Source organism: Streptomyces sp. PsTaAH-137 (assembly GCF_003259365.1).
Classification (GTDB): Bacteria; Actinomycetota; Actinomycetes; order Streptomycetales; family Streptomycetaceae; genus Streptomyces.
The window spans coordinates 220,941-244,260 of the sequence record NZ_QLLY01000007.1; the positions used below are offsets into that span (position 1 = coordinate 220,941).

The following is a 23,320-nucleotide window of genomic DNA, read 5'->3' on the forward strand; positions in this document are numbered from 1 at the left end:
AGCTTTCGTCTCCTGAATCGATGGGGTGCGAAGCAGGGCAAACAACCCTCGGCCCACCCATCGTGTTCGATGGCCCGGGCGTCCGCCACCGGTCACGGGCCCGAGGCAGGGGTGAGGTCGCGGACGTGGGGCACGGCGCGGCTGAGCCCGAAGACCCCGGCACCGATCAGCACCGCTCCGGCGGCCTCCGGCACGAGGTACCAGCCCGTGCGGATCGTCTCCTGGAACAGGAGGATCCCGAGCACCAGGCTGACGGTCGCGTCGCCGATGGTGAGTGCGGGCTGCGAGGCCGCCAGCGAACCGGCCTGGAGGGCGTTCTCCAGCAGCAGCACGGCGGCGATGCCGGTGAGGGCGAATCCGTACGTCTGCCAGCTGGTGAGGAACGCGGCAGCTCCGTGGTCGGAGAAGGTTCCGGTCGCGGACTTGAGCAGGGCCGCCGTCAGGGCATTGGCGACCGCCGACGCGGTACCCAGGCAGGCCGCTCTGACCAGGGGCGAGGACCGGTTCCGTGCCACGAGCACGGTCGCGCCGACCACGCCGAGGCAGACGACGAGTGCGGGTGTCCACCGGCTCATCGGCGCGTCGCTGGAGCTGCCCGACGGCGCGGCCGCGCCGAGCAGAAGCCCCAGACCGGCGACGACGCTCGCCACGGCCCACCACCCGGCGGCGGGGAGCCGCCGGTGCAGCAGCGGCATCGCGATGATCAGTGCGAGCGGAAGTTCCAGTACGAACAGGGGCTGGACCAGCGCCAGTGGCCCGAAGGCGAGGGCCAGGGCCTGGAAGAGCGCCGCACCGATCACACCCGCGATGCCGACCACCCACGCAGGCCGGCGGACCAGCGCGAGCAGCAGCCGCAGACCGCCGCCCTCGGGGACGGTGGCGGCGGCTTTCCGCTGGAAGGCGGTGCCGGTGGCATTGCTGGCCGCCCCGAGAACGGCGAAGACCACAGCGAGGAGAAGCACGTTCGCGATGCTGCCCCGAACCGGCGGAATCCGGCGTCCTGCCCTGCCGACGTCACTCGAACGCACCAGGCGGGTGCCATGTCGATGGGGGCACGGACGCTCACGCCTGAGGAGTCCTCTGCAAAGCCGAACGGCGGGCCGTACGGTGGCCGCGGCGCCCGCCCATCAGCGACGTTCCGCGAGGCGCCGTGCGAGATCGAGCAGGTCGGCCAGGCGCAGGACCCGCCCGTCGAAGCCAGGGAGGGGGACGTGGAGCGGTTCGGTCCAGCGGGCGGGGACGGAGTCCAAGCCGTAGTAGGCGCCCGCCAGGCCTCCGGTGACCGCTGCGACGGTGTCCGTGTCGCCGCCGAGGTCGATCGCCGCCCGGATCGCGTCCTCGAAGTTCGCGGTGGTGCGCAGGGCCCAGACCGCTGATCCCAGGCAGGGCCAGACTGCACCGTTGAACTCGGTGGCCTTTTCGGGGTGCCAGTCGGGCGCGAGGACCGTGGCGTAGCGGGTGCGGTGGTCGGAGTGGACGTGGGACAGGACGTCCGGGAGCGCGGTGAGGGGGTCGGTGTCCTCAAGGGTGAGGCGGACGAGTTCGTGGAAGATCGCGGTCCCTTCCCAGGCGGCACGGTCGCCGTGGGTGAGGGCGGCGATGCGACGGGCCGCATCCATGGTGGCCTCTCGACCGGCAGCCGCGAAGTGGACCGCGGAGGTCGACGCCCTCATCAGCGAGCCGTTTCCCGCTGCCCTGCCGGTGACCTGGAAATGGATCGGGGCGGTGAGGTCCCAGGGCATTCCGTTGGTCAGGACGTCCTCGGTCTGCAGGCCGATGTCCTTCGGCTCCGCGGCAGCCCATCGCTGGAAGCGCGTGAACAGGTCCGGCAGGTCCAGTCCGTCCCGCTCCAGCAGTGACTCCGCGACAAGAACGGCCATCTGTGTGTCGTCGGTCGCCTCACCCGGATCCCAGCCACCGCCGCCGCACATCTCGCCGCCGCCTCCCGGCACGGGAAACCGCGCGGAGAACACACCCTGGGGCCCGAACTCGAACGGACCGCCCAGAGCATCCCCCACCGCCGCACCGACCACCGCACCGGCGGCACGCTGACCATGTTTCATCCGTGCAGATTATCTGTGCGCGACGGAACCCGGTCCGCGCCAACTCGCGCCAGAAGCAGAGAAGTACGGAAGTGCGGAAGTACCCCCTGGCCCTGTCGAGCACCGTCCCACCGTTCTTCAGACAACGTCGAATTCATTGCCCTCCGGATCTTGCAGGGCGGCGACGTAGGACCCCGTGTCCGGCTCGTCCCTGACCTTCAGCACGGTGGCACCGGCCTTGACCAGGCGGTCCACCGTGGCCTTGACCCGCTGTGCGCGGACGTCCAGCGGGATGTCACGGCCACCGCCGACCTTCAGGTCGAAGTGCCACCGGTTCTTGGCGGTCTTGGGCTCCGGGACCTGCTGGAACCACACTCTCGGGCCGCGTCCCTCGGGGTCGACGATCGACTCCGGTACGTCTCCGGCACCGGCCGGCAGCTCCTCCTCGGGCACTCCGATCGACACCCAGTAGGCGCGCCACGTCGCGTGGCCGGCCGGCGCGGGCTCCGGCACGTAGCCCAGGGCCTCGGCCCAGAAAGCCACCATTCGCTGCGGGTCGGAACAGTCGATCGTCAGCTGCATCGTCATCTCCATGGGCAGAGCATCCCAGGCGGGTCCGACAACGGGGCCACGGCCGGGAACCAGCCGAGCGGAATCCCCACGTCCGCACGCCGGGACAGCCGATACTTCAGTCCGGGACACCATGCGTCCTCGAACGCACTGGAGCGGTGCGCCAACGGCACCGCCCGATCCATCTGCGCCATCCGATCCATCTGATCCATGTGATCCGCCCGATCCATCCGATCCGTCTGATCCGTCTGGTCGTAGAAAAGAGGATCGATCATGACCGCTCCCCTTCCCGTGGTCTTCATCCACGGGCTCTGGCTGCACAGCACCTCCTGGCAGCCCTGGATCGACCTGTTCCGCAGCGAGGGTTACGAGCCGTCCGCGCCCGGCTGGCCCGGCGACCCGGACACCGTCGAGGAAGCGCGCCGGAACCCGGAGAGCATCGCCGACCACGGCATCGACGACGTCGTCGAGCACTACGCGCGGCTGATCGAGTCCCTGCCGACGCGGCCCCTTCTGATCGGGCATTCGTTCGGCGGCATGATCGCGCAGAAGCTGCTCGGTCAGGACCGCGCCGCCGCGGCGGTCGCGATCGACGCCGCGCAGATCAAGGGGGTGCTGCCGGTGCCGCTCTCCGCGCTGAAGGTGACGTTCCCCGTCTTCAAGAACCCGGCCAACAAGCGCCGTTCCGTCTCGCTGACCGAGGAGCAGTTCCGGTTCGCCTTCGGCAATGCGATCGCCGAGGAGGAGTCGACGGCGCTGTACGAGCGTTGGACCATCCCCGCGCCGGGCAAGCCGCTGTACGAGGCCGCCTCCGCCAACTTCAACCCGCACTCGGCCGCGAAGGTCGCCACGGAGAACAGCGGCCGCGGTCCGCTGCTGCTCATCTCCGGCGGCAAGGACCACACGGTCCCGGAGTCCGTCACGCGCGCCACCCTCAAGCAGTACCGGCACTCCGACGCCGTCACCGACATCCTCAACTTCCCCGACCGCGGGCACTCCCTGACGATCGACAGCGGCTGGCGCGAGGTCGCGACCACCGTGCTGGACTGGCTGGGCAAGCACGGCGGGTCGAGTGCCGAGGACGGCCGATGAGCACCTCCGGGGCCCTGGCCGGCCGGACCGCCGTCGTCACCGGCGCGGGCGCGGCATCGGGCTGGCGGTCGTCGAGGCCTGCCTCGCGGCCGGCGCCCGTGTCGTCGCGGGCACGAGAACACGCACCGAGGCTCTGGACCTGCTGGTGAAGCAGGGGGCCGAACTGACCGTCGTGGAGGTCGATCTCGCGCTGCCCGAGGCCCCGGCGGAGCTGGTCGCCGAGGCCGTCGCGGTGCACGGCAGTGTCGATGTCCTGGTGAACAACGTCGGGGCGGTGCGTCCCCGCCCGGAGGGGTTCCTGAGCGTGACGGACGACGAGTGGGAGTGGACGTTCACGATCAACTTCATGGCGGCCGTCCGCGTCACCCGGGCCGCCCTGCCCCATCTGATCGCCGCCGGAGACGGGCGCATCGTCACCGTCTCCTCGGTCAACGCCCGGCTGCCCGACCCGCTCGTCATCGACTACTGCGCGGCGAAGGCCGCGTTGACCAACATCTGCAAGGCCCTGTCCAAGGAGGTCGGGCCGCGCGGAGTGCGGGTGAACACCGTCGACCCCGCCGAGGTGGCGCAGGGCGCGGCGGCCCAGGCGGTGACCGGCCGCTTCAGCCGCCCGTCGGAGATCGCCGATCTCGTCGTCCATCTCGCCGGCCCCTCCTCGGCGAACATCACCGGGGCCGACTTCGTCATCGACGGCGGTCTCGTCGACTCCCTCTGACGGCCCGTCACGACGTCATGCTGTCAACCGTTCCAGGGTGGCGGCATGACGGCTCACGTCCGCTCACGCGGTGGGCTTGCGCACCCGTTTCCCTTCCAGGGGCGGCGCAGTGACGCCCCCGTGCGTCCGGCACTCCGGTCGCGCACAGCCGGGTGCCGGACGGCGTACGAGCGTGAAGGCCAGCGCCGATCCGACGACCAGCACCACCGCGCAGATCGGCATGGCCCGGCGGAACGCCGCACCGAAGGCGTCGGCCGATCGGTACGCTTCCGCGCCCATCCCGGTCAGCAGCGGCAGCGCGGCCACGGCGACGAGGCCCGCGACCCGCGCCGCCGCGTTGTTGATGCCACTGGCCAGACCGGCCCGGGAGGCGTCGACGGATCCGAGGACCGTGGACGTCAGCGGCGCGACCAGGACGACCATGCCGGCGCCCATGACCAGCACGGCGGGCAGCACGTCCGTGAGGTAGTCCGCGTCCTGCCCCACCCGGAGCATGAGCAGCATCGCCGCCGCGCACAGCAACGGCCCCACGGTCAGCGGGATGCGCGGGCCGATCCGGTCGGCCAGCGCGCCGGAGCGGGCCGAGAACAGCAGCATGAGCGCGGTCGTCGGCAGCAGCGCGCTCCCCGCCGCCAGTGGCGAGAAGCCCGCCACCACCTGCAACTGGAGCGCGGCGAGGAAGAAGAAGCCGCCGAACGCGGCGTACACGCACAGCGTCACCAGGTTGACCGCCGTGAACTGACGTGAGGCGAAGATGTCCGGCGGCAGCATCGGATCGGCCCGATGCCGCTCCACGTGGACGAAGGCGATGCCCGTCAGCACCCCGGCCACCGCGCAGAGCGTCACCGCCCAGGATCCGCCGCGGGCCTCGATGAGCGCGTAGGTGATCAGGGCGAGGGAGACGGCTCCGAGAGCCGCCCCGAGCACGTCGAACCGTTCGTGGCGACGCCCGTCGGACGACTCCGGTACGTGGCGCAGGGCGACCGGGACGCACAACAGGGCCAGTGGGATGTTCAGGAAGAAGACCCAGCGCCAGCCCGGGCCGCCGACCAGATAGCCGCCCAGGAACGGCCCGATGGCGGAGCCGATACCGCCGAACCCCGACCACACGCCGACCGCCCGGCTGCGGTCGTCCGGGTGGAACGACGCCTGGATCAGCGCGAGCGAGCCAGGGCCCAGCAGCGCTCCGCCCACCCCTTGCAGGGCGCGCGCGGCGATCAGCACCTCGGCGTTCGGCGCGAGCCCGCACATCAGCGAAGCCGACGCGAACCACACGACCCCGATCACGAAGACGCGCCGCCGGCCGTAGGAGTCGCCGAGGGATCCGCCGAGCAGGATCAGCCCGGCCAGGGTCAGCATGTACGCGTTGACCGTCCACTGGAGGCCCGCGAGTTCGGCGCCCAGGTCCTCGCCGATGCGGGGCAGCGCGACGTTGACGACGGTGGAGTCCAGCATGGCCATGCTGGATCCGAGCACCGTGGTGAGCAGGATCCATTTGCCCTGGGGCGAGGCCAGCCGGACATTCGACATGCCCCAGGTATACAGCGCCCGGCCGCCGACACGGCGGAGCGATGGGATGCGGGACCGTGCGCGGCGCATGCGACACGCCTCTGTTCCGCATGTCCGCTCAGCACCGTGCACCTTTTGTCATATATTGCGCTCGTTTGATTCTTCGGTTCGGTCCACTGTCGAAAGGCTCTCCGTGCATCCTGTCTCCCGACGCGTCGCGTCCGTGGGTACCGGTCTCCTGATCTGCGCCGCGCCGCTGGCCGCGACGCCGGCCGCCGCCGACGCCGCCACTCCTCAGGCCGTCGTCGCCGCGGCCCCGCAGCAGGCCCCGAAGCCGACGCTTTCGGCCAAGGCGACGGTGAAGTCCGCCAAGGCATGGCAGGAGTTCCGTGTCTACGGCTCCTCCACGCGGCTGGCGTCGGGCACCCGCGTCACCCTTCAGCAGCTGCAGAAGAAGGGGTGGGTCAGCCTCCCGATCCACATGAACACCACCCGCAGCCACGCCTACAACCTGCGCGTGAAGCTCGGCATCAAGGGCCTCAACAAGCTCCGGATGGTGGGCGGCGGGGCCGTCTCCAACACCGTCCAGGTCACCATCCGCTGAGAGTCGAGCGGCGTAGGCCGAGCCGCCCCTGCCATGACCGGGTCACCGGGTCGTGGCAGGGGCGGCTCGGCTTGCGCCGCTCAGTCGGACACGTCCCGCGCGGCGGCCGCCTCCTCCAGGAGGGACCAGCCGTCGAACTCCACGGGCCGACGCCCCTCGGACCGACGGCCACGGGCCGACGCCGCGTCGAGGAGGGCGCGGACGGCGCCCGGTTCATGGAGGTTCAGGGAGGCACCCCGGACGTACCCCACGTCTCCGGAGCCCAGGGGAGCCCCGCCCGGGACGAACCGGCCCGGCTCCGCGGCGAACACGATGCGCAACGAGGGGCCGCTGCCGACCGGTTGGGGATGCAGCCAGAGGGTCTCGCGGCAGGCTCGGCCCTGGTCGGTCACGTCGTGAGTGTGGCGGACCGTCCACAGATACGTGTGCCCGTCGGCGATCAGCCTGCGGGGTTTCCTGCGGTTGCGGGGCATGCGGTGAAGAGTAGAGGCGCCCTGGTTTCGGTGCGCGGGCACGTCGCAGAATCCCCACAGGACGATCGCTGACGGCCGAACCCCGGAACGGAGAACATGTCCGACGAAACCTGGCAGGAACCGGCTCTCCCGGCCACGCCCGCCGTCGACCGCACCCGTCTCGACTTCTCACCCTGGCTGTTTCCCGCCGAGGCCACGGAGCAACAGCGCTCCCGCCAGGCCGAGTTCCGCCGGGAACTGAACAAGCGCGCCGGATTCACCGTCGCGGACGACTGCTTCGTGTCCGAGCTGGCCTCCGTACAGAACGACACGCTCCGGCTGGGGGCCCGTACGACCGTCGCCGCGGGCGCCTACCTCACCGGCGACGTCACCACGGGCCGCGACTGCACGATCAACGCGTACACCGTCGTACGAGGACGAACAGCGCTCGGCGATTCCGTACGGATCGGCGCGCACACCTCGCTCCTGGGCTTCAACCACACCTACACCGACCCGGACACGGAGGTGCACCGTCAGCCGCTGACCAGTGCCGGCATCCGCGTCGGCGATGACGTCTGGATCGGCTCACACGTGGTGATTCTGGACGGGGTGGAGGTCGGCGACCGTGCTGTCGTCGCGGCCGGCGCGGTCGTCACCAAGGACGTTCCGGCGGGCGCCATCGTCGGCGGCAACCCGGCGCGCGTCATCAAATGGCGTGTTCCAGGGGCCCGGCCGTCCGGCGGCACCGACGGTCTGGCCGCCGCGGTGTCCGCGTTCGCCGACCGGGCCCGCGCGCGGGCCGGTGCCCTGCTCGACCGCTGCTTCACACCCGCGGCGGACGGCGGGTTGTTCGTCGACACACCCCACGCGGCACCGACGGTCCGCGCCCAGTGCGACGCCGTCGAGATCTCGTACCTCCTGCTCGGCCACGCTCCTCCGCACCTGCCGCAGGACAACCTGATCGAACGCCTCCGGAAGTGGCAGGATCCGCGGACCGGCATGGTGGGCCCGCTGCTCCCCAACGGCTCCCAACGGCTCCCAATACCGGGCCTGTTCGATCCGGAGGCCGACTACCACGTCCTGAGCGTCGGCTACGCGCTCGACCTCCTCGGCAGCCGCTTCGAGCACCCCGTGCACGTGGTCGCCGAGGCCCGCCCGAAGGAGGTTCTGGCCGGACTGAACCGGCAACCCTGGGACACGAACGCGTGGGAAGCCGGGAACTGGGTCGACGTGCTGTCCACCGCCGCCCACCGGAACCTCGCCCTCGGCGTCCCGGGACAGCCCGGGGCCGTGGAGGCGCTCTTCGGCTGGCTGCTCACGCAGGCCAATCCCCAGACGGGCATGTGGGGTTCGCCCCGGGCCGACGACGGCCTGCTTCAGATCGTCAACGGCTTCTACCGGGCCTCACGGGGAACCTTCGCCCAGTTCGGAGTCCCCCTCCCCCACCCCGAACGAGTCGTCGACACGGTGCTCACCCACGCACGCGACGTCCGCGTCGTCCGCCCGGAACAGCAGAACGCCTGCAACATCCTGGACATCGCGCACCCGCTGTGGCTGACCCGCCGGACCGGCCACCGGGCCGAGGAGGTCACTCAGCTCGCCCGCACGCTGCTGACGAACGCGGTCGGCCACTGGACGGATCAGCAGGGCTTCGGGTTCCGGGCTCCCCATCCCACGACGGCCGGCCTGGCGACCACCGTGCCCGGGCTCCAGGGGACGGAGATGTGGCTCGCTCTGATCTGGTACCTCGCCGATCTCGCCGGTGTTTCGGACGCACTCGCCTATCGCCCACGGGGCGTGCACCGACCGGAGCCCGCCGGCACGCTCGCGCGGACCCGGTGATCAGCGGGGGTCAGGCCCCGGCCTGGGCGTCGCGGACTCCGAGGCGCAGGTGCTCGACGTGGAAGAGGGCCTGGTCGAGGAGTTCGGCGACGTGGTTGTCGTAGAGGGCGTAGATGATCGAGCGGCCGTGCCGTTCGCCCGTGACCAGGCCGAGGTTGCGCAGCAGGCGCAGTTGGTGGGAGCAGGCGGAGGCCTCCATGCCGACGGCGTCGGCCAGGTCGCCGACGGAGCAGGGTCCTTCCTGGAGGCGGGCCAGGATGTACAGCCGCGAGGGCGTGGCGAGCGCCTGGAGGGTGGCGGCCACGTCGGCGGTGCCGACCGCGTCAAGGCGCTCGCGGGTGGTGGCGCTGCTGGCGGTGTCGATTCCGTGCCCCATGGAGCCATCATACTGATGACACCTGAAGACCTGTTCATGCGTTCCTGTATCGTGGCGGCTGTCCCACCGGCCACCCGTGAAGGGTTGTTCTGTCATGTCCTCCGTCCTGGATGCCCTGGATCAGCAGCCCACGCGGGCCGGCTCCGGGCCGTGTCCGGCCCCTCCCCGGCGGCGTACGCGGGCACTGGCGCTGCCGGAGACCCGCTGGGCGCTGGCCGCGCTGGTGCTGTTCCTGATCGCCCTGCCGCTGCACCTGCTCGACGCTCCGGTGTGGGCATGGGCGCCGCTCTTCGCCTGCGCCTACGTCGCGGGCGGCTGGGAACCGGGTTGGGAGGGCCTCAAGGCGCTCAGGGACGGGATCCTGGACGTGGATCTGCTGATGGTGGTCGCCGCTCTCGGCGCCGCCGCCATCGGCCAGATCCTCGACGGGGCGCTCCTGATCGTCATCTTCGCGACCTCCGGCGCCCTGGAGGCGGTGGCCACCGCCCGCACCGCGGACTCCGTGCGCGGCCTCCTCGATCTCGCCCCCTCCACCGCGACGCGGCTCCTGCCGGACGGCAGGGAGGAGACGGTCACCGCGGTGGAACTGCGGATCGGTGACACCGTCCTGGTACGGCCGGGCGAGCGGGTCGGCGCCGACGGGCGGGTCCTGGAGGGGGCGAGCGACGTCGACCAGGCCACCATCACCGGCGAGCCCCTGCCGGTGGCCAGACAGGCCGGGGACGAGGTGTTCGCGGGCACGGTCAACGGCACCGGCGCTCTGCGCGTCCGTGTCGAACGGGACCCGTCGGACTCGGTGATCGCCCGGATCGTGGCGATGGTCGCCGAGGCCTCGGAGACCAAGGCGCCCACGCAGTTGTTCATCGAGCGGATCGAGCAGCGGTACTCGATCGGCATGGTCGTCGCGACCCTCGCCGTGTTCGCCGTCCCGCTCGCCCTGGGCTCCGCGCTCCAGCCCGCCCTGCTCCGGGCGATGACGTTCATGATGGTCGCCTCGCCCTGCGCGGTGGTCCTGTCCACGATGCCGCCGCTGCTGTCCGCCATCGCCAACGCGGGCCGCCACGGCGTGCTGGCCAAGTCCGCCGTGGTGATGGAGCGCCTGGGGCAGGTCGACACCGTCGCCCTGGACAAGACGGGCACGCTGACCGAAGGCACGCCACGCGTCACCGACATCCGTCCCCTGCCCGCCTCCGGGCTGGACGAGGACGGTCTGCTGTCCCTCGCGGCCGCTGCCGAGCACCCCAGCGAGCACCCGCTCGCCCGCGCGGTCGTCCGGGCCGCGCGCGACCGCGGCCTGGCCGTCGGTGAGGCGGGCGACTTCGTCTCCGTACCCGGTCAGGGCGTCACGGCCGTCGTCGACGGCCACCTTGTGCGGGTCGGATCACCGGACCGCCTCTCCCCCGCCGACGACGCGGAGGAGGGTTGTGCGGCGCGGTCCCTCGAGGACGAAGGGCGCACCGCGGTTCTCGTCCTGCGCGACGGCGTGCCGGTCGGGGTGCTGGGCGTCGCCGACCGGCTCCGCGCCGACGCACGGACGACCGTGGCCGCGCTCACGGAGCTGACCGGCCGCGCTCCGGTCCTGCTGACCGGCGACAACGAGCGTGCCGCCCGCCGTCTCGCCGCCGAGGTGGGCATCACGGACGTACGCGCCGGTCTGCTGCCCGAGGACAAAGTGGCCGCGGTCGAGGAGTGGCAGGCCGCCGGGCGCCGGGTGCTCCTGGTCGGCGACGGCGTCAACGACGCTCCGGCCCTGGCCGCCGCGCACACCGGTGTCGCCATGGGGCGGGCCGGTTCCGATCTCGCGCTGGAGACCGCGGACGCCGTCGTCGTCCGGGACGAACTCGCCACGATCCCGGACGTGTTGAGCCTCTCGCGCGCGGCCCGCCGCCTGGTCGTGCAGAACCTGGTCGTCGCCGGGGTCTTCATCACCGTACTGGTGGCCTGGGATCTGATCGACGCGCTCCCGCTGCCGCTCGGTGTCGCCGGGCACGAGGGTTCCACGGTCGTCGTCGGTCTCAACGGCCTCCGCCTGTTGCGGGACTCCGCATGGCCCCGCCCCGTCAAGGACATGGCATGAGCAGACGCTCCCGACGCCCGCGCGCGGCAGCCCCGGACGGGGCACCGGGCGGTGCCCGCTGCACGGTCACCGTCTGCCGCGGCTGCTGCTGCGGCACCCCGGCCAAGGTTCCTCATCTCGACCACGCGGCCCAACTCGCGGACCTGCGCTCGGCGTTGGCCGGTGTGGCCATGATCCGGCGGACCGACTGCCTCGACGCGTGCGAGCGGGCCAACGTCATCGTCGTCCAGCCCTCCCCCGAAGGCCGCAGGGCCGGCGGCCGGCCGGTCTGGCTGGGCCAGGTCAACGACCCGGGCGCCGCGGCCGACATCACCGCCTGGGTCGAGGCCGGCGGCCCCGGCCTGGCCGACCCGCCGGGCGTTCTCGACCTCTACGCCTTCCAGCCCTCGCGGCGCGTCCGGAACGAGTTCGAGGACTGATCGCGACCTCATCGGTGGAGCAGTGCGAGCGCCTGACGGAGGTTGTGCTCGGCGATCTGCGCCATGAACGCCCGGTCGGGGAAGTCCCCGTCGAGCAGGCGCAGGGGGCCCGCCGTCAGGGAGAGCCGCTGGGCGAGCGTGTAGAGCGCGAGCCGCTCCTCGTCGAGGCCCTCCACCGCCAACGGCCGGTAGGAGTCGTGCAGTCGGATCCGCAGGAAGACGTGCTCCCATTCGACGTCGAAGTACATGGTGCCCTCGATGTCGATGACCACGGGATGTCCGTCGGCGTCCACCAGCACGTGATCGGGTCCTAGTTCGCCGTGTACGACCGCGTACTCCGCTCGCGGCCGTACCGCCGCCGCCAGTGCCAGAAGCGGCTCCTCCAGCCGGTCACGGGCCGCCGCGATCCGCGGATCGCGGACCGCCGCCTCGGCGAGGTCCCGCAGCGCACGGTCGAGGACCACGCCCTCGCACGAGGTGCCGCGCGACGTCCCTCCTCCGTCGACCACGGCCACCTTGCCGTAGGCGGTCGCCCGATGGCCTCGCATCGCCGCCAGCGCCTCTGCGAGCCGGGCCAGGGCCGGTGCGGCGGCACGCGGGTCCCGCGCGAGCAGCGCTTCCAGGTTCTCGCCCCGCAGGTCTTCGACGACGGCCAGATCGGCCGCGCAGTGGGCGCCGCCGCGGTCGACGAGACGGATCGCCGGGACGCGGACGCCCAGCGCGTCGAGTCGTGCGTGTGCGGCCTCGAAGAGGTCGAGCCCGAGGCCGGGCGAGAAGGGGTCGGTGAGGTCGTCGTCGCCCTCGGCCGTCGGCCAGTAGTTCTCGGCGTCGTCCCAGACGTAGGCGATCGCCGTCGTCGCGTCGTCCATCCGCAGGCGGTAGACGCCCTTCTTGCTGCCGCCCGCGACCCGCTCGACCGACTCCAGCCGCCGCCCGCCGCCGAGTGCGGCACGCGCCGCACTCGCCGGCCCATGCCGCACCGCTCCTGTGGTCGCCACGTTCCGGTCCGCCTCCCTGTCACGACGATCCGCGCACCTTACGGGCGCGTCGGCGCGGAGGCGACGGGTTTGTTCCGGCGGTCCGGGAACTCCCGTGCAGGTCCCCGGTGTTCGCCGGGAACCTGCACGGTCGTGGAGGCCGACGGGCGCGCCGTCAGATGCCGCAGGAGGACGCGGACCAGTAGCGCGAGCTCTGGCTGCCCAGGTGGGCGTGTGTGCTGTGGCCGGGGTAGCCCGGGCCGAGGATCTCGTTGAAGCCGTGGTTCCGTGCCTGCTTGACGATCTCGCAGTACGAGGGTGTGCCGACGAGGTCGATGCCGCGGCCGTAGAGATGGTTGCTGTTGGCCGCGCCGCCGACCGCGTTGTTGCAGGCGGTGGAGCGGAAGCCGCTGCTGGTGGTCAGCGCGCGGTCGCCGAGGGCGTGCCGCAGGGCCTCCAGCTTCCACATCTGTTGCAGCGCGTTCGCCTTCGCGGCGGCTGCCGACACCGCGCCGCCGGACCAGTCCGCGTTGCAGCGGTTCATCTCGGCGTAGGTGAAGTGCGCCGGGGTGCAGTCGCCGTCTTGAAGCGCGTAGAGCTTGCTGAAGGTCTGCGCTCCCGCGATGCCGTCCGCCGACAGACCGTAGGCCTGCTGGAAGCGGGTGACGGCGGCCTTGGTGCCCGCGCCGAACTCGCCGTCGATCGCGAGGACCGCGCCGTATCCGGGGTACCCGGCGACCCGGATCTGCAACTGCCGCACGTCCTCACCGCTGGTGCCCTGAGCGAGGGTCCGGTTCCAGGTGTAACAGTCGTCGGCGTGCGCGGTGCCCGTGGTGGCCGCCGCACCGAGCATCGATAGCGACGCGAGCATGACAAGCGTGAGAAGCGTACGAAGATGGCGTCTTAACACGGTGCCTCCCGAGGTGAATGCCACAGAGAATCAAGGATCCCTGACACTGCACGGGCCTGCTACGCGCGTCAATAGGGCCTGCGACGACGGCCCGCCGGGTGCCCGGAGGAGTTCCTCGGGCACCCGGCGGGTTCGCGCGTCGACGGTGATCCGTCAGGGGCGTTTGGCGCGCAGTGCGGCCGGCAGGGACCAGCGGGCGCGCTTGGACGTGGTGGTCTTGTCGGTGTCCGGCGCGGGCTGCCGATCGGCGTCGGCGGCGGACCGGGTGCGCCACCAACCGCGGCGCCCCTCCTCGGACTTCTCGGCCGTCGCGGTCTGCTCGGGCGCGGGGCGCGGGTGCCACCAGCGCACGCGGCGCGGGTGCAGCGCACGGCCGAGCCTGCGGCCCAGAACGAGGTAACCGAGGAAGGCGCCCGCCGAGTTGAGGATCACGTCGTCGATGTCGAACGCCCGGCCGGTGACCAGGAGTCCCTGGGCGACCTCGACGGTGAGCATCACGAATGCGGTCATCAGCACGACCCGGACCAGCCCCCGGGTGCGCGGGAAGAGCACCGGCAGCAGGAAGCCGAACGGCACTCCCAGCACGATGTTGCCGCCCACCTGTTTCACGGTGTCGCGCCAGTCCGGCTGATCGAAGTACAGGCGAATGGAGTCGCCCGGATGCAGGTTGGTGTGCGTCAGCGCCACGGACGCCGGCGAGGGCACGAGCGTCGCCCTCGCCAACGCCACGGCGAACGCCACCATGCAGACGAATCCCAGCGCCATGACAAAGGCGCGCGCCAACTTCCAACCCCATGTGTGCCGTCGTAGCCGCGGCTCGCGTTCCATGGACACCCAGATGCCCCGGAGTTGACTCTCTACGCACCGGCGGAACGGAGAACACCGAGGGATCGACAGGGCAGGTTCTAGGTCAGCGTCAGGAGGTGGTCGAGCACGGCCGCGTCGGCCTTCACTCCGTCGTGGAGGTGGGTTTCCGAGACCCAGGGGCGCAGGTCACGGACGAGCGATGCCGTGGTCAGGGACTGGTCGTGGTCGACGAACATGTCCTGGCGGTACACCGCCGCGGCCGTCGGGACCTTGTTGGCCGCCAGGCGGTCCAGGTCGTAGAGGGCCGGCCAGTCCGTGCGCCGGGCGAGGGCGTCCGCCGTCGCCTTCAGGGGGACGAGCGCCGGGTCCTCGTCGAACATCCAGGGGTACATCATCTCGCCGGTGAAGTGCAGCGGGCCGTCGCCGGTCGCGTCGAATTCCGGGAACTCGTCCCGGATCCGCTGCGCCGACCAGGCCGTGGCCCGGCCGCCCTGGGCGTAGATCGCCTCGTGCAGGACCGCGTACAGGGGGCGCGGCGCCAGCGAGACCACCGCGTCGACGCCGCGCAGGAACGGGTCGGAGAGCGCGGGCCCGTGCGGGCCCGGCACGAACGCGCACTCCAGGAGGTAGTGGAGCGTGTCGAAGCCCGACGCGGTGCCGAAGGTGATGCCGAGGGTCTGGAAGCGGCGGACCGACAGACGCTCGCCCGACGGCATGCGGACGTCGTGGTCGGCCAGGTGCGCGGCGACTCGCTCGGCCAGGGCCCGGTCGGCCGGATAGCGGTCGAAATAGCGGGTGTTGGCCGTGGCTGTGCGTCGGTACGCGGCGCGGTAGACGTCGTCCGCGTGGGCGGTCAGGGTGGGCAGGCCGCCCGTGATCAGGGCTCGCGAGAGGCCCTCCGGGGCGAGGCTGAGGTAGGTGAGCGTGGTGAAGCCGCCGAAGCTCTGGCCGAGGACGGTCCAGGGGCGGTCGCCCTGGAGCCGGCGGCGCAGCAGTTCGGCGTCGCGGACGATGGAGTCGGCGCGGAAGTGGGTGAGGTAGGTCGCCGCGTCGGGGTGGGCGGCGAGTGTGGTGCGGTCGGCGGGAGTGGAACGGCCGGTGCCGCGCTGGTCGAGGAGGACGACGCGGAAGTCCTTGAGGGCGCGGCGCAGCCAGGCGCCCGCCGCGTTGGGGCGTTCCGCGCGCCCGCCGGGACCGCCCTGGAGCCAGAGCAGCCGCGGCAGATCGCGGCCCGCCGTGCCCTCGAAGGCCTCGGCGACGACTTCGCGGGCGAAGACGGAGATGCTCGGCCCGTCGGGGCGGGTGTGGTCGAGCGGTACGTCGAGGGTGTGGTCGATGCAGACGAGGCCGCTGTGGCGGTACGTGATCTGGTCGTCGGTCAAGTCCGGCTCCTGGGCGGTGGGTTGGACCCGTGGATCCCTGCGGTCGGGTGTGCGGGGCGGCGGTCAGTAGCCGGCGACGCCCAGTTCGCGGCAGATCTCGACCAGGTCGGGGTGCACGTACACGCCGTCCTTCTCGACGCACTCGCCGTCGAGGTAGATCGACGGGCCGAGGATCGAGCCGTCGGTGTGGGCCGCGGAGACCCACGGCTCGCCGCCGATCCAGGCGCCCTTGGTGCCGATTCCCAGCTCGACGCAGCCGAAGACGCGCTCGTCCTCGACGATACGGCCGGTGGGCGCGGGCACGCCCGGGTTGAAGCCGAGCGACCAGTGGGCGACGCGGAACATGTTCGGGTCGTCCCAGGACTCCATCCAGCGGCGGAAGATCTCGGCGGCCTGGCCCTCGCCGTCGATCTTGGTGACGACGCCCTTCTCGACGGTGCAGCGGACCGGGGTGCGCAGCAGGCCGAGCTGGTCCGGCGGCCACAGGGCGCCGTCGAAGACGAGGACGCCGTCCTGGGTCTCCTCCAGGGGGTTCCAGGAGATCTGGCCGGAGAGCATGACGGTCTCGCCGGGCTTCTCGGCGGGCTTGCCGCGCAGGTTGATGGGCCGGTCGCCGTTGCGTCCCGTGATGTCGGTGCCGTTGGCGGAGGTGATGCGCACCTCGTCGGCCTGCTCCAGGAGGTGGACCAGCGCCTTGCCGAGCTTGATGACGCCGTCGAAGTCGGGGCGGCCGACGGTCGCGACGAGCATGTGCACGTCCATGGCGGTCAGGTTGGTGTAGCGGCAGCCGTTGGCCATGGCGCGGCGGAACGCGTCGGAGTGCATGACGTAGGAGACGGCGAACTCGATCCACACGTCGGCGTCGGCGATGGCGCCGGCGACGGGCCGCGGCGGTTCCATCGACGAGCTGGGCATCGTCTCGGACCAGACGACGACGGGGTGCGCCCCGGCGGCCGCGACGGCCTGTGCGGTGGCGTCGACGACGCGGCGGTCGCTGCTGGTGTCGCCGGTGAGGACGACGTGCTCGCCGGGCTTGACGAGCATGACCTGCTCGACGAGCTTGCGGGCGGCGAGGGCGAGTTCGAAGCTCAGGTACTCGGCGCGGGGTTCGAGCCGGCTGAACATCTCCATGGGGATCTGTCTCCTTGAGGTGGTGCGTGTGGGAGAAGGTGGTTCGGGGGGCGGGTTCGGCTGTCAGCTCGCCTTGATGATCTGGGCGGAGTCGCCCAGGGAGCTGCCCGCGATGAGGCCGGCGCCGACCAGGTTCAGTTCCTCGTCGGCGCGGGGGCCGCGCCACTTGCGGTAGCCGACGCGCACGGCGAGCGCGGCGAGGACCATCCAGCAGGCGTTGGGCGTGAGGATCAGCAGACCGGTGGCGAGCATGACGCCCATCTGCCGCCTGGTGCCGCCGATGAGTTGGATCAGTGCGCCGGGAACGGCCCAGATCAGCAGGGTGCGCAGGACGCCGGGTTCGCCCAGGCCGTTCTTGACGGTGTCGGCGTAGACCTTGGCGACGGGCGGGATCAGGCCCTGCTTGAAGTACGACTGCCAGAGCACGGCGACGACGGCGAGCGCGGCGGCGAAACCGATGAGGGCGGCGCGGAACTGCTCACGGCGCCCCTCACGCTCGTACGGGTCCCAGGGCCGGTGGTCGCGGCGCAGCAGCCACCCGGCCTTCAGGTCGTAGCCCATGTCGGCGAAGGCGGGGCCGGTGGCGGACACATAGCCGACGAGGAGCGCGAGCGGCACCGAGGGGATGCCGCTGAGCAGGCCCAGGACCAGGAAGATCAGGGTGACGGCGAAGGAGGGGAACCAGCCGGACTGCATGGCGGCGAGGCCGACGATCAGCTCGTGCACGAGGGCGGCGAACGCGGCGAACAGCACCCAGCCGAGCAGGCCGAGCGGGCTCATGTCGCCGATCAGGCCGCCGAGCACCGCGAGCAGGACGGCGCCGGCGACGAAGAGGGCGTAGCCGCGGACGAGGGAGCGGCGCAGGGCCTTCTCGTCGACCGTGTACGCGGTGGTCTCGTCGCGGTCCGACGGTGCGGGGCCTGCGGCGGGCTGTTCCTGCCGCGCCGGGCGTCGGCGGACCAGCATGAAGACGGCCTGGCCGAGGGCGACGACGCCCGCGCCGACCATCACACCGTGCGGTACGTATCCGGCGCCGAGGTCGGTGTGGAACAGGTCGGGGCTGAACTCGCGCAGACCGAGGCCCACGCCGAACATCAGCAGCGCCCAGACGTTGCCGAGGAAGGCGACGCCGGCGGCGGACAGCGGCAGGCTGAAGAGGGTGCCGCCGAGGCCGACGAGGGTGCCCGCGCCGAGGACGAGGGCCCGCTTGCCGCCCTTGTCACCGGCCTTGATGGTCTCCGCGGCCGCCTGCCCGGGCGGCCAGGCCGCGTCGGCGGGGAGCAGCCGGGAGCCGAACGAGCGGTACAGCACCCAGGTGTCGATGAGCAGGCCCGCGAAGGAGCCGATGAGCATCGGCCACACCAGGTCCTTGCGTCCGAAGACGTAGGGCACCGCGATCGAGGTGAGCAGGGCGTTGGCGGAGGCGAAGGTGGCGGCGGAGATGGCGCTCTGGGCGAGGTTCTGCCGGTGCACCGAGCGCATCGAGCGCAGCCCGGCGAGCGGGATGCGGCCGATGAGCATGGCGATGAGGGCGCCGACCACCGAGGTGTTGGCGGAGATGCCCAGCTTGGCGACGAGATCCGCGCCGATGACGGCTCCCACGACGGAGAGCACGGCGAGGACGATGAACACGACGGGTTCGGTCACCCTCGGGTGACCGGAGCCGGAGGTGGTGACGCCGGGACCGGAGTCGGCGGGCGGCGGCGCGGTGGCCGACGGCGAGGTGTGGTGCGACACGGGGACACCCCTTGCTGGGTGGGCCCGTCCCTGGAGGGGGCGGGACTTTTCGGGCAGGCAGCGGCAAGCCGCGTACTCCGGTGCGGGTCACGTCGTACGGGCGGGTGGTCCGGCGGGCGGTGCCGCCGGGCCGGGTCAGGAGCCGAAGGCGGCCGTGGCCTCCTCGGCTCCGGCCAGGACGAGTTCGGTGATGCGGTCGGCGGCGCGGGTGACGCGGTGCGCGGGGCCGATGACGGTGAGCGAGGCGGCGACGGTGCCGGCCTGGAACACCGGGGCCGCCACGGCGGCGACGGCTTCGTCGTACTCGCCGTGGCTGACGCTGTGTCCCTGGGCGCGTACGTCGGCGTACCGGGCCAGGAGGGCGTCGAGATCGGTGACGGTGTGGTCGTTGAAGCGCTGGAGCGGGGTGGCTCCGAACAGGCGCCGCAGCTCCGCCTCGGGGTAGTGGGCGAAGATGGCGTGTCCTGAGGCGCCGGCGTGGCCGGGCATCACGGCGCCGACGATCGCGGTGTAGCGGACCGGGCCGGTGCCGTCGACGGCGGCGGCGCACCGGTATCCGGCGCCCTGCGGCACGTTCAGGACGACGCTCTCGCCGGTCTCGCGCAGGAGCCCCGCGAGGATCGGGCGGACCAGGGACGGCAGCACGCCGCTGTGTTCCCCGGCGCGGGCCAGCCGGGAGACGGCGGGGCCGAGCCGGTAGCGACGGGTGGTGGAGTCGCAGGTCAGGAAGGAGCGGGAGGCGAGCGTGGTGAGGATGCGCTGGGCGACCGCCTTGTCCCAGCCGTGCCGTCGCGCCATCTCGCTGACACCCCATTCGGGGCGCCGCTCGGTGAACGACAGCAGGGCGAGCAGGGCGCGGTCGGCTCCCTGAAGGACGCCGGGCTGCGGCGGGGCGAGCAGCGTGTCGGCCTCGTCGGGCCGGTCCGCCTGGTGGGCGGTTCCGTCGGCGGCCGTACCGTTCGCGTACGCCTCTGACATCGCCTCGCTCCTCTCCGTCGCCTGCGTTCGGTGCGCTGAGCGCAACGCCGTTGCGCTCAGCGGCGAGAACTATGAGTTCCGTGGGGCGTGGGTGTCAAGAGTTTTCTTCAGCACGTCCCGGTGACGGTGTGACGGCCCCTGGCCTGGATGTTTGACCGGACGGACCGCTCGCCAGAACTGGAGGGTGAGCGCTTCGCCGAAGGGATCGAGTTGAACACTCCGCACCCCGACAACGCCGCGGCCTGGACGACGTACGGGCGGTTCCAGCTCGACCGCGGCTACATGCCTCCTGCTCCGGCGCGGCTGCGGTGGGGGTTCTGGGACGACGTCGGCCCGGGGGCCGAGGTGCTCGGCCCACTCGCCGGCCGGCGCGTGCTGGACATCGGATCCGGCGCCGGCCACTACGCCGTGCATCTGGCCACGACGCACGGCGCGCTCGTCGACGCGATCGACCTGTCGCCCACCCAACACCGGCGCGCGACAAGCCACTTCGGCGAGGTGCCGGGCATCCGGTTCCTGCACGGTGATGTGATCGAGCACCTGCGGCGGGCGGCGCCGTACGACGCGGCCTTCGGCATCTGCACGCCGGCCGGCATCGACCCGCACGCGCTGCTGCCCGCGCTGCGCGACGGACTGCGGCCCGGCGCCCCGCTGGTCTTCTCGGTCCTGCACACCAACACGCACGGCCAGGGCCCGTCCTCCGGCGTGACGCCCCGCCGGGAGATGCTCGGGCTCAGAGGACTGACGCCGATGCCCGTGCAGACGTGGGTGCTGACCGGCGAGGTGTGGGAGGGCCTGCTGGGCCAATACGGCTTCGTCGTGGAGAGGTCCGAACTGCTCCGCGCCCCGGCGCCGGACAATCCGGTGGTCGTGCAGTTGGTCCGGGCCCGCCGCCGTCCCGACCCCGCGGCCCGGATCTCCTGCCGTCCCCGCACCCGCGGTGCCCCTGTGCCGCACGCGGCGATCGGCGTCGGCGCGATCCTCCTCGGGGAGCACGGACTGCTGCTGGGCCGCCATCACCGCGGCACGATCGAACTGCCCGGCGGCACCGTGGAACCGGGCGAAGCTCTAGAGGCAACGGTCGTCCGTGAACTCGCCGAGGAGACCGGGCTGCGCGCCCGCCCCGAGGACGTCACCCTGCTGGGCACGCTCGTCGACCACGTCGAGGGCGTCGTACGCGTCACGGTCGGCGCGGTCGTCTCCTCCTGGCGGGGCGAGCCCGCCACCCAGCCGGACGAGCGAGTCGGCGACTGGGGATGGTGGCCCCTGGAGCGGCTCCCGGACGGCCTGTTCGACTGCAGCGCGCAGATCCTCACCGCCTGGCGCCCCGACCTGCCCATCGACGCCCCGCACGCCCACTTCACCCCGTACGCGCACCGCGCTGTGCCGACGGAGGGCGCCGGGACCGCCCCACCGTCTTCCTGACCGCGTACCTTCTGCGGTCCCTCGGCTTCACCGGTGATCGCGCGCTGATGCGCATGACCCGATGTCACCGCGCCCTGTAATAAGTGAGCCCTCACGCGCATTGCTTGGCGTAAGCACGAACACGAGGGGACGGCGCGTGACACAGGCCCAACGCTTTCGGGAGATGTACGAGGAGTGCTATCCGCGCGTCCTCGCCTATGCCACCAGTCTGGTGGGCCGACAGGTGGGCGAGGACATCACCAGCGAGACCTTCACGGTCGCCTGGCGGCGGGTACGGGACATCCCGCGGCCCGCACTGCCCTGGCTGCTCGGCGTGGCCCGCAATCTGGTGCGCGAACTGCGCCGCAAGGACAGTCATCAGTACGCCCTGGCCGCCGAGGAGGCCCGGCGGATCGGGCGGAGCGGCGGGGCGGACAGCGGTGACGTCGCGGCGGACGTGACCGACCGGGAGGCGGCGCTGCAGGCCCTGGCGAGCCTGTCCGACGCCGACCGGGAACTGCTGACGCTGCTCGCCTGGCACGGGCTGACCGCGAAGCAGGCCGCACGGGTCATGGGCTGCGCCACGGCGACGCTCACCGTCCGGCTGCACCGGGCCAGACGCCGCCTGGAGAGGGCGCTGCAGACGGCATCCGTGCCGTCGCCCCCGGCACCGGACGCGCGCGCCGCCCACCTCGACGACCACAAAGGAGCACTCACGTGAAGACCAGCGATGACACCTCCGGGCGTCCCGACGCCCTGCGGGCCCTCGCCGCGGCCCGGCCCGACGAGCTGGACCCGGCCCGCCTGGCCGGCTCGGCCCGCCAGCGCGAGGACCTGGCCCGCATCCTCTCCGAGGTCCCGGACCGCTCCGCGTCGTCGCCGCGCGGCCGCCTGGTGCTGAAGCCGCTCGGCGCGGTCGCGGCGCTCACGGCCGTGGCCGCGACCGCGGTGGTCGTGACGAGCCTCGACGGGCCGTCGTCCCCGGCCGGGCGGCCCGAGGCCGGCCCGCGCTCCTCCGCGACCGCCGTGACCGACGCCCGACTCGTGCTGCTCAGCGCGGCCACGAAGGCGGAGGCGGCGCCGTCCGAGGGCACGTACTGGCAGACCGACACGCGCTCGGAGGTCGTGGACGTGGTCGGGAAGGAAGGGCACCTCTTCGCCGTGCACGACGTCTCGTCGTCGCAGTGGTCGGTGGGCGTGCGCAAGGGGACGGACAGCCTGCTGGTCTCCGGGCTCGGCTCCACGGTCGAGCCCCGCACGGCGGCCGACAAGGCGCGCTGGCGGGACGCGGGTTCGCCCGGCACGGTCGAGGCCACCGTCTCCTCGGCGGACGACGGCCCCAAGCGGGCGTACACCCTGGGAACCGGGCACCCGACGGTCGACCGGACCGCCCTCGGCGACAGCATCTACGCCCTCGGCCCGCGCAACGTCACCTACAAGGAACTGCGCCGACTGCCCACCGACACCGCCGCGTTGCGCCGGATGCTGGAGCGGCTGTACGCGCAGGACGGCGCCGCCGAACAGGGCACCGAGCGCTCGGCGTGGCTGCTGCGCGTCGCGGCCGACCTCGTCACCATGCCGGTGGAGCCGGGTGTCCGGGCCGCCGCGTACCGGGTGATGGCGGATCTGCCCGGCGTGCGGATGACCGACGACGTCAGCGATCCGCTGGGCCGCAAGGGCGTCGGCGTCATGTTCCCCGGAACGAACAGGACTCCGCTGGGCAGCGTGCGGGAGCGGCTCGTCGTCGACCCGTCCACCGGTGAACTGCTCGCCGACGAGACCCTGCTCGCCGAACCCTCGGCCAGGGCACGGGACGCGGGTCTGAAGGCGGGCACCGCGGTCACCTACTCCGCCACCACCAAGGCGACCTGGTCCGAGGACCAGATCGCGGTGCCGGGGAACGCCCGCCACTGACGCGGCGGGCAGGAATCCACCGGGTATGCGTTCGGTCGTCGCGGGCAGACGGGGGACGTGCTCCTGAGCCCGGCCCCCGCCCAGGAGCACGTCACTTCAGCGCGCAGACGACGCCCACGGCGATGGTGCCGGTGGCGACGCCCATCATGACCAGGCGTGCGAGGCCTTCGAGGTCGCGTGGCTCGTCGTGGTCGAGGGGGCATGCGCACAGCCCGTCGGGGCAGTGCGGGGCGTCCAGCCAGTACGCGTCCGTCAGACGCGCGTAGTCCCGGTGAGAGAAACGGTTCAGCTCGTCGTCCATGCTCAGTCCAACCTGCCCGGGCGGATAGCGGCACGGCCGTCGGTGCGAAAAGCCCGTCGGTTCATGCGTCCGTGCATCCGC

General features: G+C 72.1%; 24 protein-coding genes. 9 read left to right on the forward strand and 15 right to left on the reverse strand.

Annotation, left to right across the window (positions count from 1 at the left end):
- Window positions 1-92: 92 nt before the first annotated feature.
- The 4 genes from K377_RS17985 to K377_RS41685 form a co-directional block, all read right to left on the reverse strand.
- The gene (locus tag K377_RS17985; RefSeq protein ID WP_111664400.1) at window positions 93-962 is read right to left on the reverse strand and encodes a DMT family transporter; all 870 of its coding nucleotides are present in this window, start codon (window positions 960-962) and stop codon (window positions 93-95) included.
- 165 nt (window positions 963-1,127) lie between these two features.
- Window positions 1,128-2,063, reverse strand: coding sequence for an ADP-ribosylglycohydrolase family protein (locus tag K377_RS17990; protein ID WP_111664401.1), 936 nt, complete (start codon window positions 2,061-2,063; stop codon window positions 1,128-1,130).
- Window positions 2,064-2,180: 117 nt separating this feature from the next.
- Complete coding sequence (locus K377_RS17995) at window positions 2,181-2,636, reverse strand: VOC family protein (RefSeq protein ID WP_111664402.1); 456 nt, start codon at window positions 2,634-2,636, stop codon at window positions 2,181-2,183.
- Window positions 2,627-2,887, reverse strand: a complete 261-nt coding sequence (locus K377_RS41685) for a hypothetical protein (RefSeq protein ID WP_161195135.1) — start codon at window positions 2,885-2,887, stop codon at window positions 2,627-2,629. The genes K377_RS17995 and K377_RS41685 overlap by 10 nt, the downstream gene beginning before the upstream one ends.
- Here K377_RS41685 and K377_RS18000 point away from each other — a divergent pair.
- Window positions 2,886-3,704 (forward strand): alpha/beta hydrolase, encoded by an 819-nt coding sequence (locus tag K377_RS18000; protein WP_111664403.1) that lies wholly within the window; start codon window positions 2,886-2,888, stop codon window positions 3,702-3,704. The genes K377_RS41685 and K377_RS18000 overlap by 2 nt on opposite strands.
- Window positions 3,685-4,419 (forward strand): SDR family oxidoreductase, encoded by a 735-nt coding sequence (locus tag K377_RS18005; RefSeq protein ID WP_309252234.1) that lies wholly within the window; start codon window positions 3,685-3,687, stop codon window positions 4,417-4,419. The genes K377_RS18000 and K377_RS18005 overlap by 20 nt, the downstream gene beginning before the upstream one ends.
- A 63-nt stretch (window positions 4,420-4,482) precedes the next feature.
- On the opposite strand, the gene K377_RS18010 is transcribed toward K377_RS18005, so the two are convergent.
- On the reverse strand, window positions 4,483-5,949 hold the full coding sequence (locus tag K377_RS18010; protein ID WP_111664572.1) for an MFS transporter: 1,467 nt from the start codon (window positions 5,947-5,949) through the stop codon (window positions 4,483-4,485).
- Between the two features lie 202 nt (window positions 5,950-6,151).
- Between K377_RS18010 and K377_RS18015 the strand changes: the two genes are divergently transcribed.
- A complete protein-coding gene (locus tag K377_RS18015; RefSeq protein ID WP_258395074.1) occupies window positions 6,152-6,532 on the forward strand; it encodes a hypothetical protein in 381 nt (126 codons plus the stop codon).
- Between the two features lie 80 nt (window positions 6,533-6,612).
- Here K377_RS18015 and K377_RS18020 read toward each other — a convergent pair whose 3' ends face one another.
- Window positions 6,613-7,005: a hypothetical protein gene (locus K377_RS18020; RefSeq protein WP_111664405.1), complete on the reverse strand. Its 393-nt coding sequence runs from the start codon at window positions 7,003-7,005 to the stop codon at window positions 6,613-6,615.
- A 96-nt stretch (window positions 7,006-7,101) separates the two neighbouring features.
- On the opposite strand from K377_RS18020, the gene K377_RS18025 reads away from it, so the two are divergent.
- Window positions 7,102-8,826, forward strand: coding sequence for a DapH/DapD/GlmU-related protein (locus tag K377_RS18025; protein ID WP_111664406.1), 1,725 nt, complete (start codon window positions 7,102-7,104; stop codon window positions 8,824-8,826).
- A 10-nt stretch (window positions 8,827-8,836) separates the two neighbouring features.
- On the opposite strand, the gene K377_RS18030 is transcribed toward K377_RS18025, so the two are convergent.
- A complete protein-coding gene (locus K377_RS18030; RefSeq protein WP_111664407.1) occupies window positions 8,837-9,202 on the reverse strand; it encodes a metalloregulator ArsR/SmtB family transcription factor in 366 nt (121 codons plus the stop codon).
- A gap of 94 nt (window positions 9,203-9,296) precedes the next feature.
- Here K377_RS18030 and K377_RS18035 point away from each other — a divergent pair, with 94 nt between their 5' ends.
- Window positions 9,297-11,279 carry a heavy metal translocating P-type ATPase gene (locus tag K377_RS18035; protein ID WP_111664408.1) on the forward strand — a complete coding sequence of 661 codons (1,983 nt, stop codon included), beginning with the start codon at window positions 9,297-9,299 and terminating at the stop codon, window positions 11,277-11,279.
- The gene (locus tag K377_RS18040; RefSeq protein ID WP_111664409.1) at window positions 11,276-11,698 is read left to right on the forward strand and encodes a (2Fe-2S) ferredoxin domain-containing protein; all 423 of its coding nucleotides are present in this window, start codon (window positions 11,276-11,278) and stop codon (window positions 11,696-11,698) included. The genes K377_RS18035 and K377_RS18040 overlap by 4 nt, the downstream gene beginning before the upstream one ends.
- An 8-nt stretch (window positions 11,699-11,706) precedes the next feature.
- On the opposite strand, the gene K377_RS18045 is transcribed toward K377_RS18040, so the two are convergent.
- From K377_RS18045 to K377_RS18075, 7 genes are all read right to left on the reverse strand, one after another.
- Window positions 11,707-12,696: a phosphotransferase gene (locus K377_RS18045; RefSeq protein ID WP_258395075.1), complete on the reverse strand. Its 990-nt coding sequence runs from the start codon at window positions 12,694-12,696 to the stop codon at window positions 11,707-11,709.
- A 154-nt stretch (window positions 12,697-12,850) separates the two neighbouring features.
- A complete protein-coding gene (locus K377_RS18050) occupies window positions 12,851-13,585 on the reverse strand; it encodes a D-Ala-D-Ala carboxypeptidase family metallohydrolase (protein WP_111664573.1) in 735 nt (244 codons plus the stop codon).
- Between the two features lie 153 nt (window positions 13,586-13,738).
- Complete coding sequence (locus tag K377_RS18055; protein ID WP_375605929.1) at window positions 13,739-14,368, reverse strand: VanZ family protein; 630 nt, start codon at window positions 14,366-14,368, stop codon at window positions 13,739-13,741.
- 122 nt (window positions 14,369-14,490) lie between these two features.
- Complete coding sequence (locus K377_RS18060; RefSeq protein WP_111664412.1) at window positions 14,491-15,774, reverse strand: alpha/beta fold hydrolase; 1,284 nt, start codon at window positions 15,772-15,774, stop codon at window positions 14,491-14,493.
- Between the two features lie 63 nt (window positions 15,775-15,837).
- Complete coding sequence (locus tag K377_RS18065; protein WP_111664413.1) at window positions 15,838-16,905, reverse strand: hypothetical protein; 1,068 nt, start codon at window positions 16,903-16,905, stop codon at window positions 15,838-15,840.
- A gap of 63 nt (window positions 16,906-16,968) precedes the next feature.
- Window positions 16,969-18,642, reverse strand: coding sequence for an OPT/YSL family transporter (locus K377_RS18070; RefSeq protein WP_111664414.1), 1,674 nt, complete (start codon window positions 18,640-18,642; stop codon window positions 16,969-16,971).
- Between the two features lie 135 nt (window positions 18,643-18,777).
- Window positions 18,778-19,620, reverse strand: coding sequence for an IclR family transcriptional regulator (locus tag K377_RS18075; protein WP_111664415.1), 843 nt, complete (start codon window positions 19,618-19,620; stop codon window positions 18,778-18,780).
- 147 nt (window positions 19,621-19,767) lie between these two features.
- On the opposite strand from K377_RS18075, the gene K377_RS18080 reads away from it, so the two are divergent.
- The 3 genes from K377_RS18080 to K377_RS18090 all read left to right on the forward strand — a co-directional run bounded on the left by K377_RS18080 (window position 19,768) and on the right by K377_RS18090 (window position 22,938).
- Window positions 19,768-21,045 carry a bifunctional class I SAM-dependent methyltransferase/NUDIX hydrolase gene (locus tag K377_RS18080; protein ID WP_111664416.1) on the forward strand — a complete coding sequence of 426 codons (1,278 nt, stop codon included), beginning with the start codon at window positions 19,768-19,770 and terminating at the stop codon, window positions 21,043-21,045.
- A gap of 136 nt (window positions 21,046-21,181) precedes the next feature.
- Complete coding sequence (locus K377_RS18085; RefSeq protein WP_258395076.1) at window positions 21,182-21,745, forward strand: RNA polymerase sigma factor; 564 nt, start codon at window positions 21,182-21,184, stop codon at window positions 21,743-21,745.
- Window positions 21,742-22,938 carry a CU044_5270 family protein gene (locus K377_RS18090; RefSeq protein WP_111664418.1) on the forward strand — a complete coding sequence of 399 codons (1,197 nt, stop codon included), beginning with the start codon at window positions 21,742-21,744 and terminating at the stop codon, window positions 22,936-22,938. Before K377_RS18085 ends, K377_RS18090 begins: the two co-directional genes overlap by 4 nt.
- A gap of 91 nt (window positions 22,939-23,029) precedes the next feature.
- On the opposite strand, the gene K377_RS18095 is transcribed toward K377_RS18090, so the two are convergent.
- Window positions 23,030-23,239: a hypothetical protein gene (locus K377_RS18095; RefSeq protein WP_111664419.1), complete on the reverse strand. Its 210-nt coding sequence runs from the start codon at window positions 23,237-23,239 to the stop codon at window positions 23,030-23,032.
- Window positions 23,240-23,320: the final 81 nt, after the last annotated feature.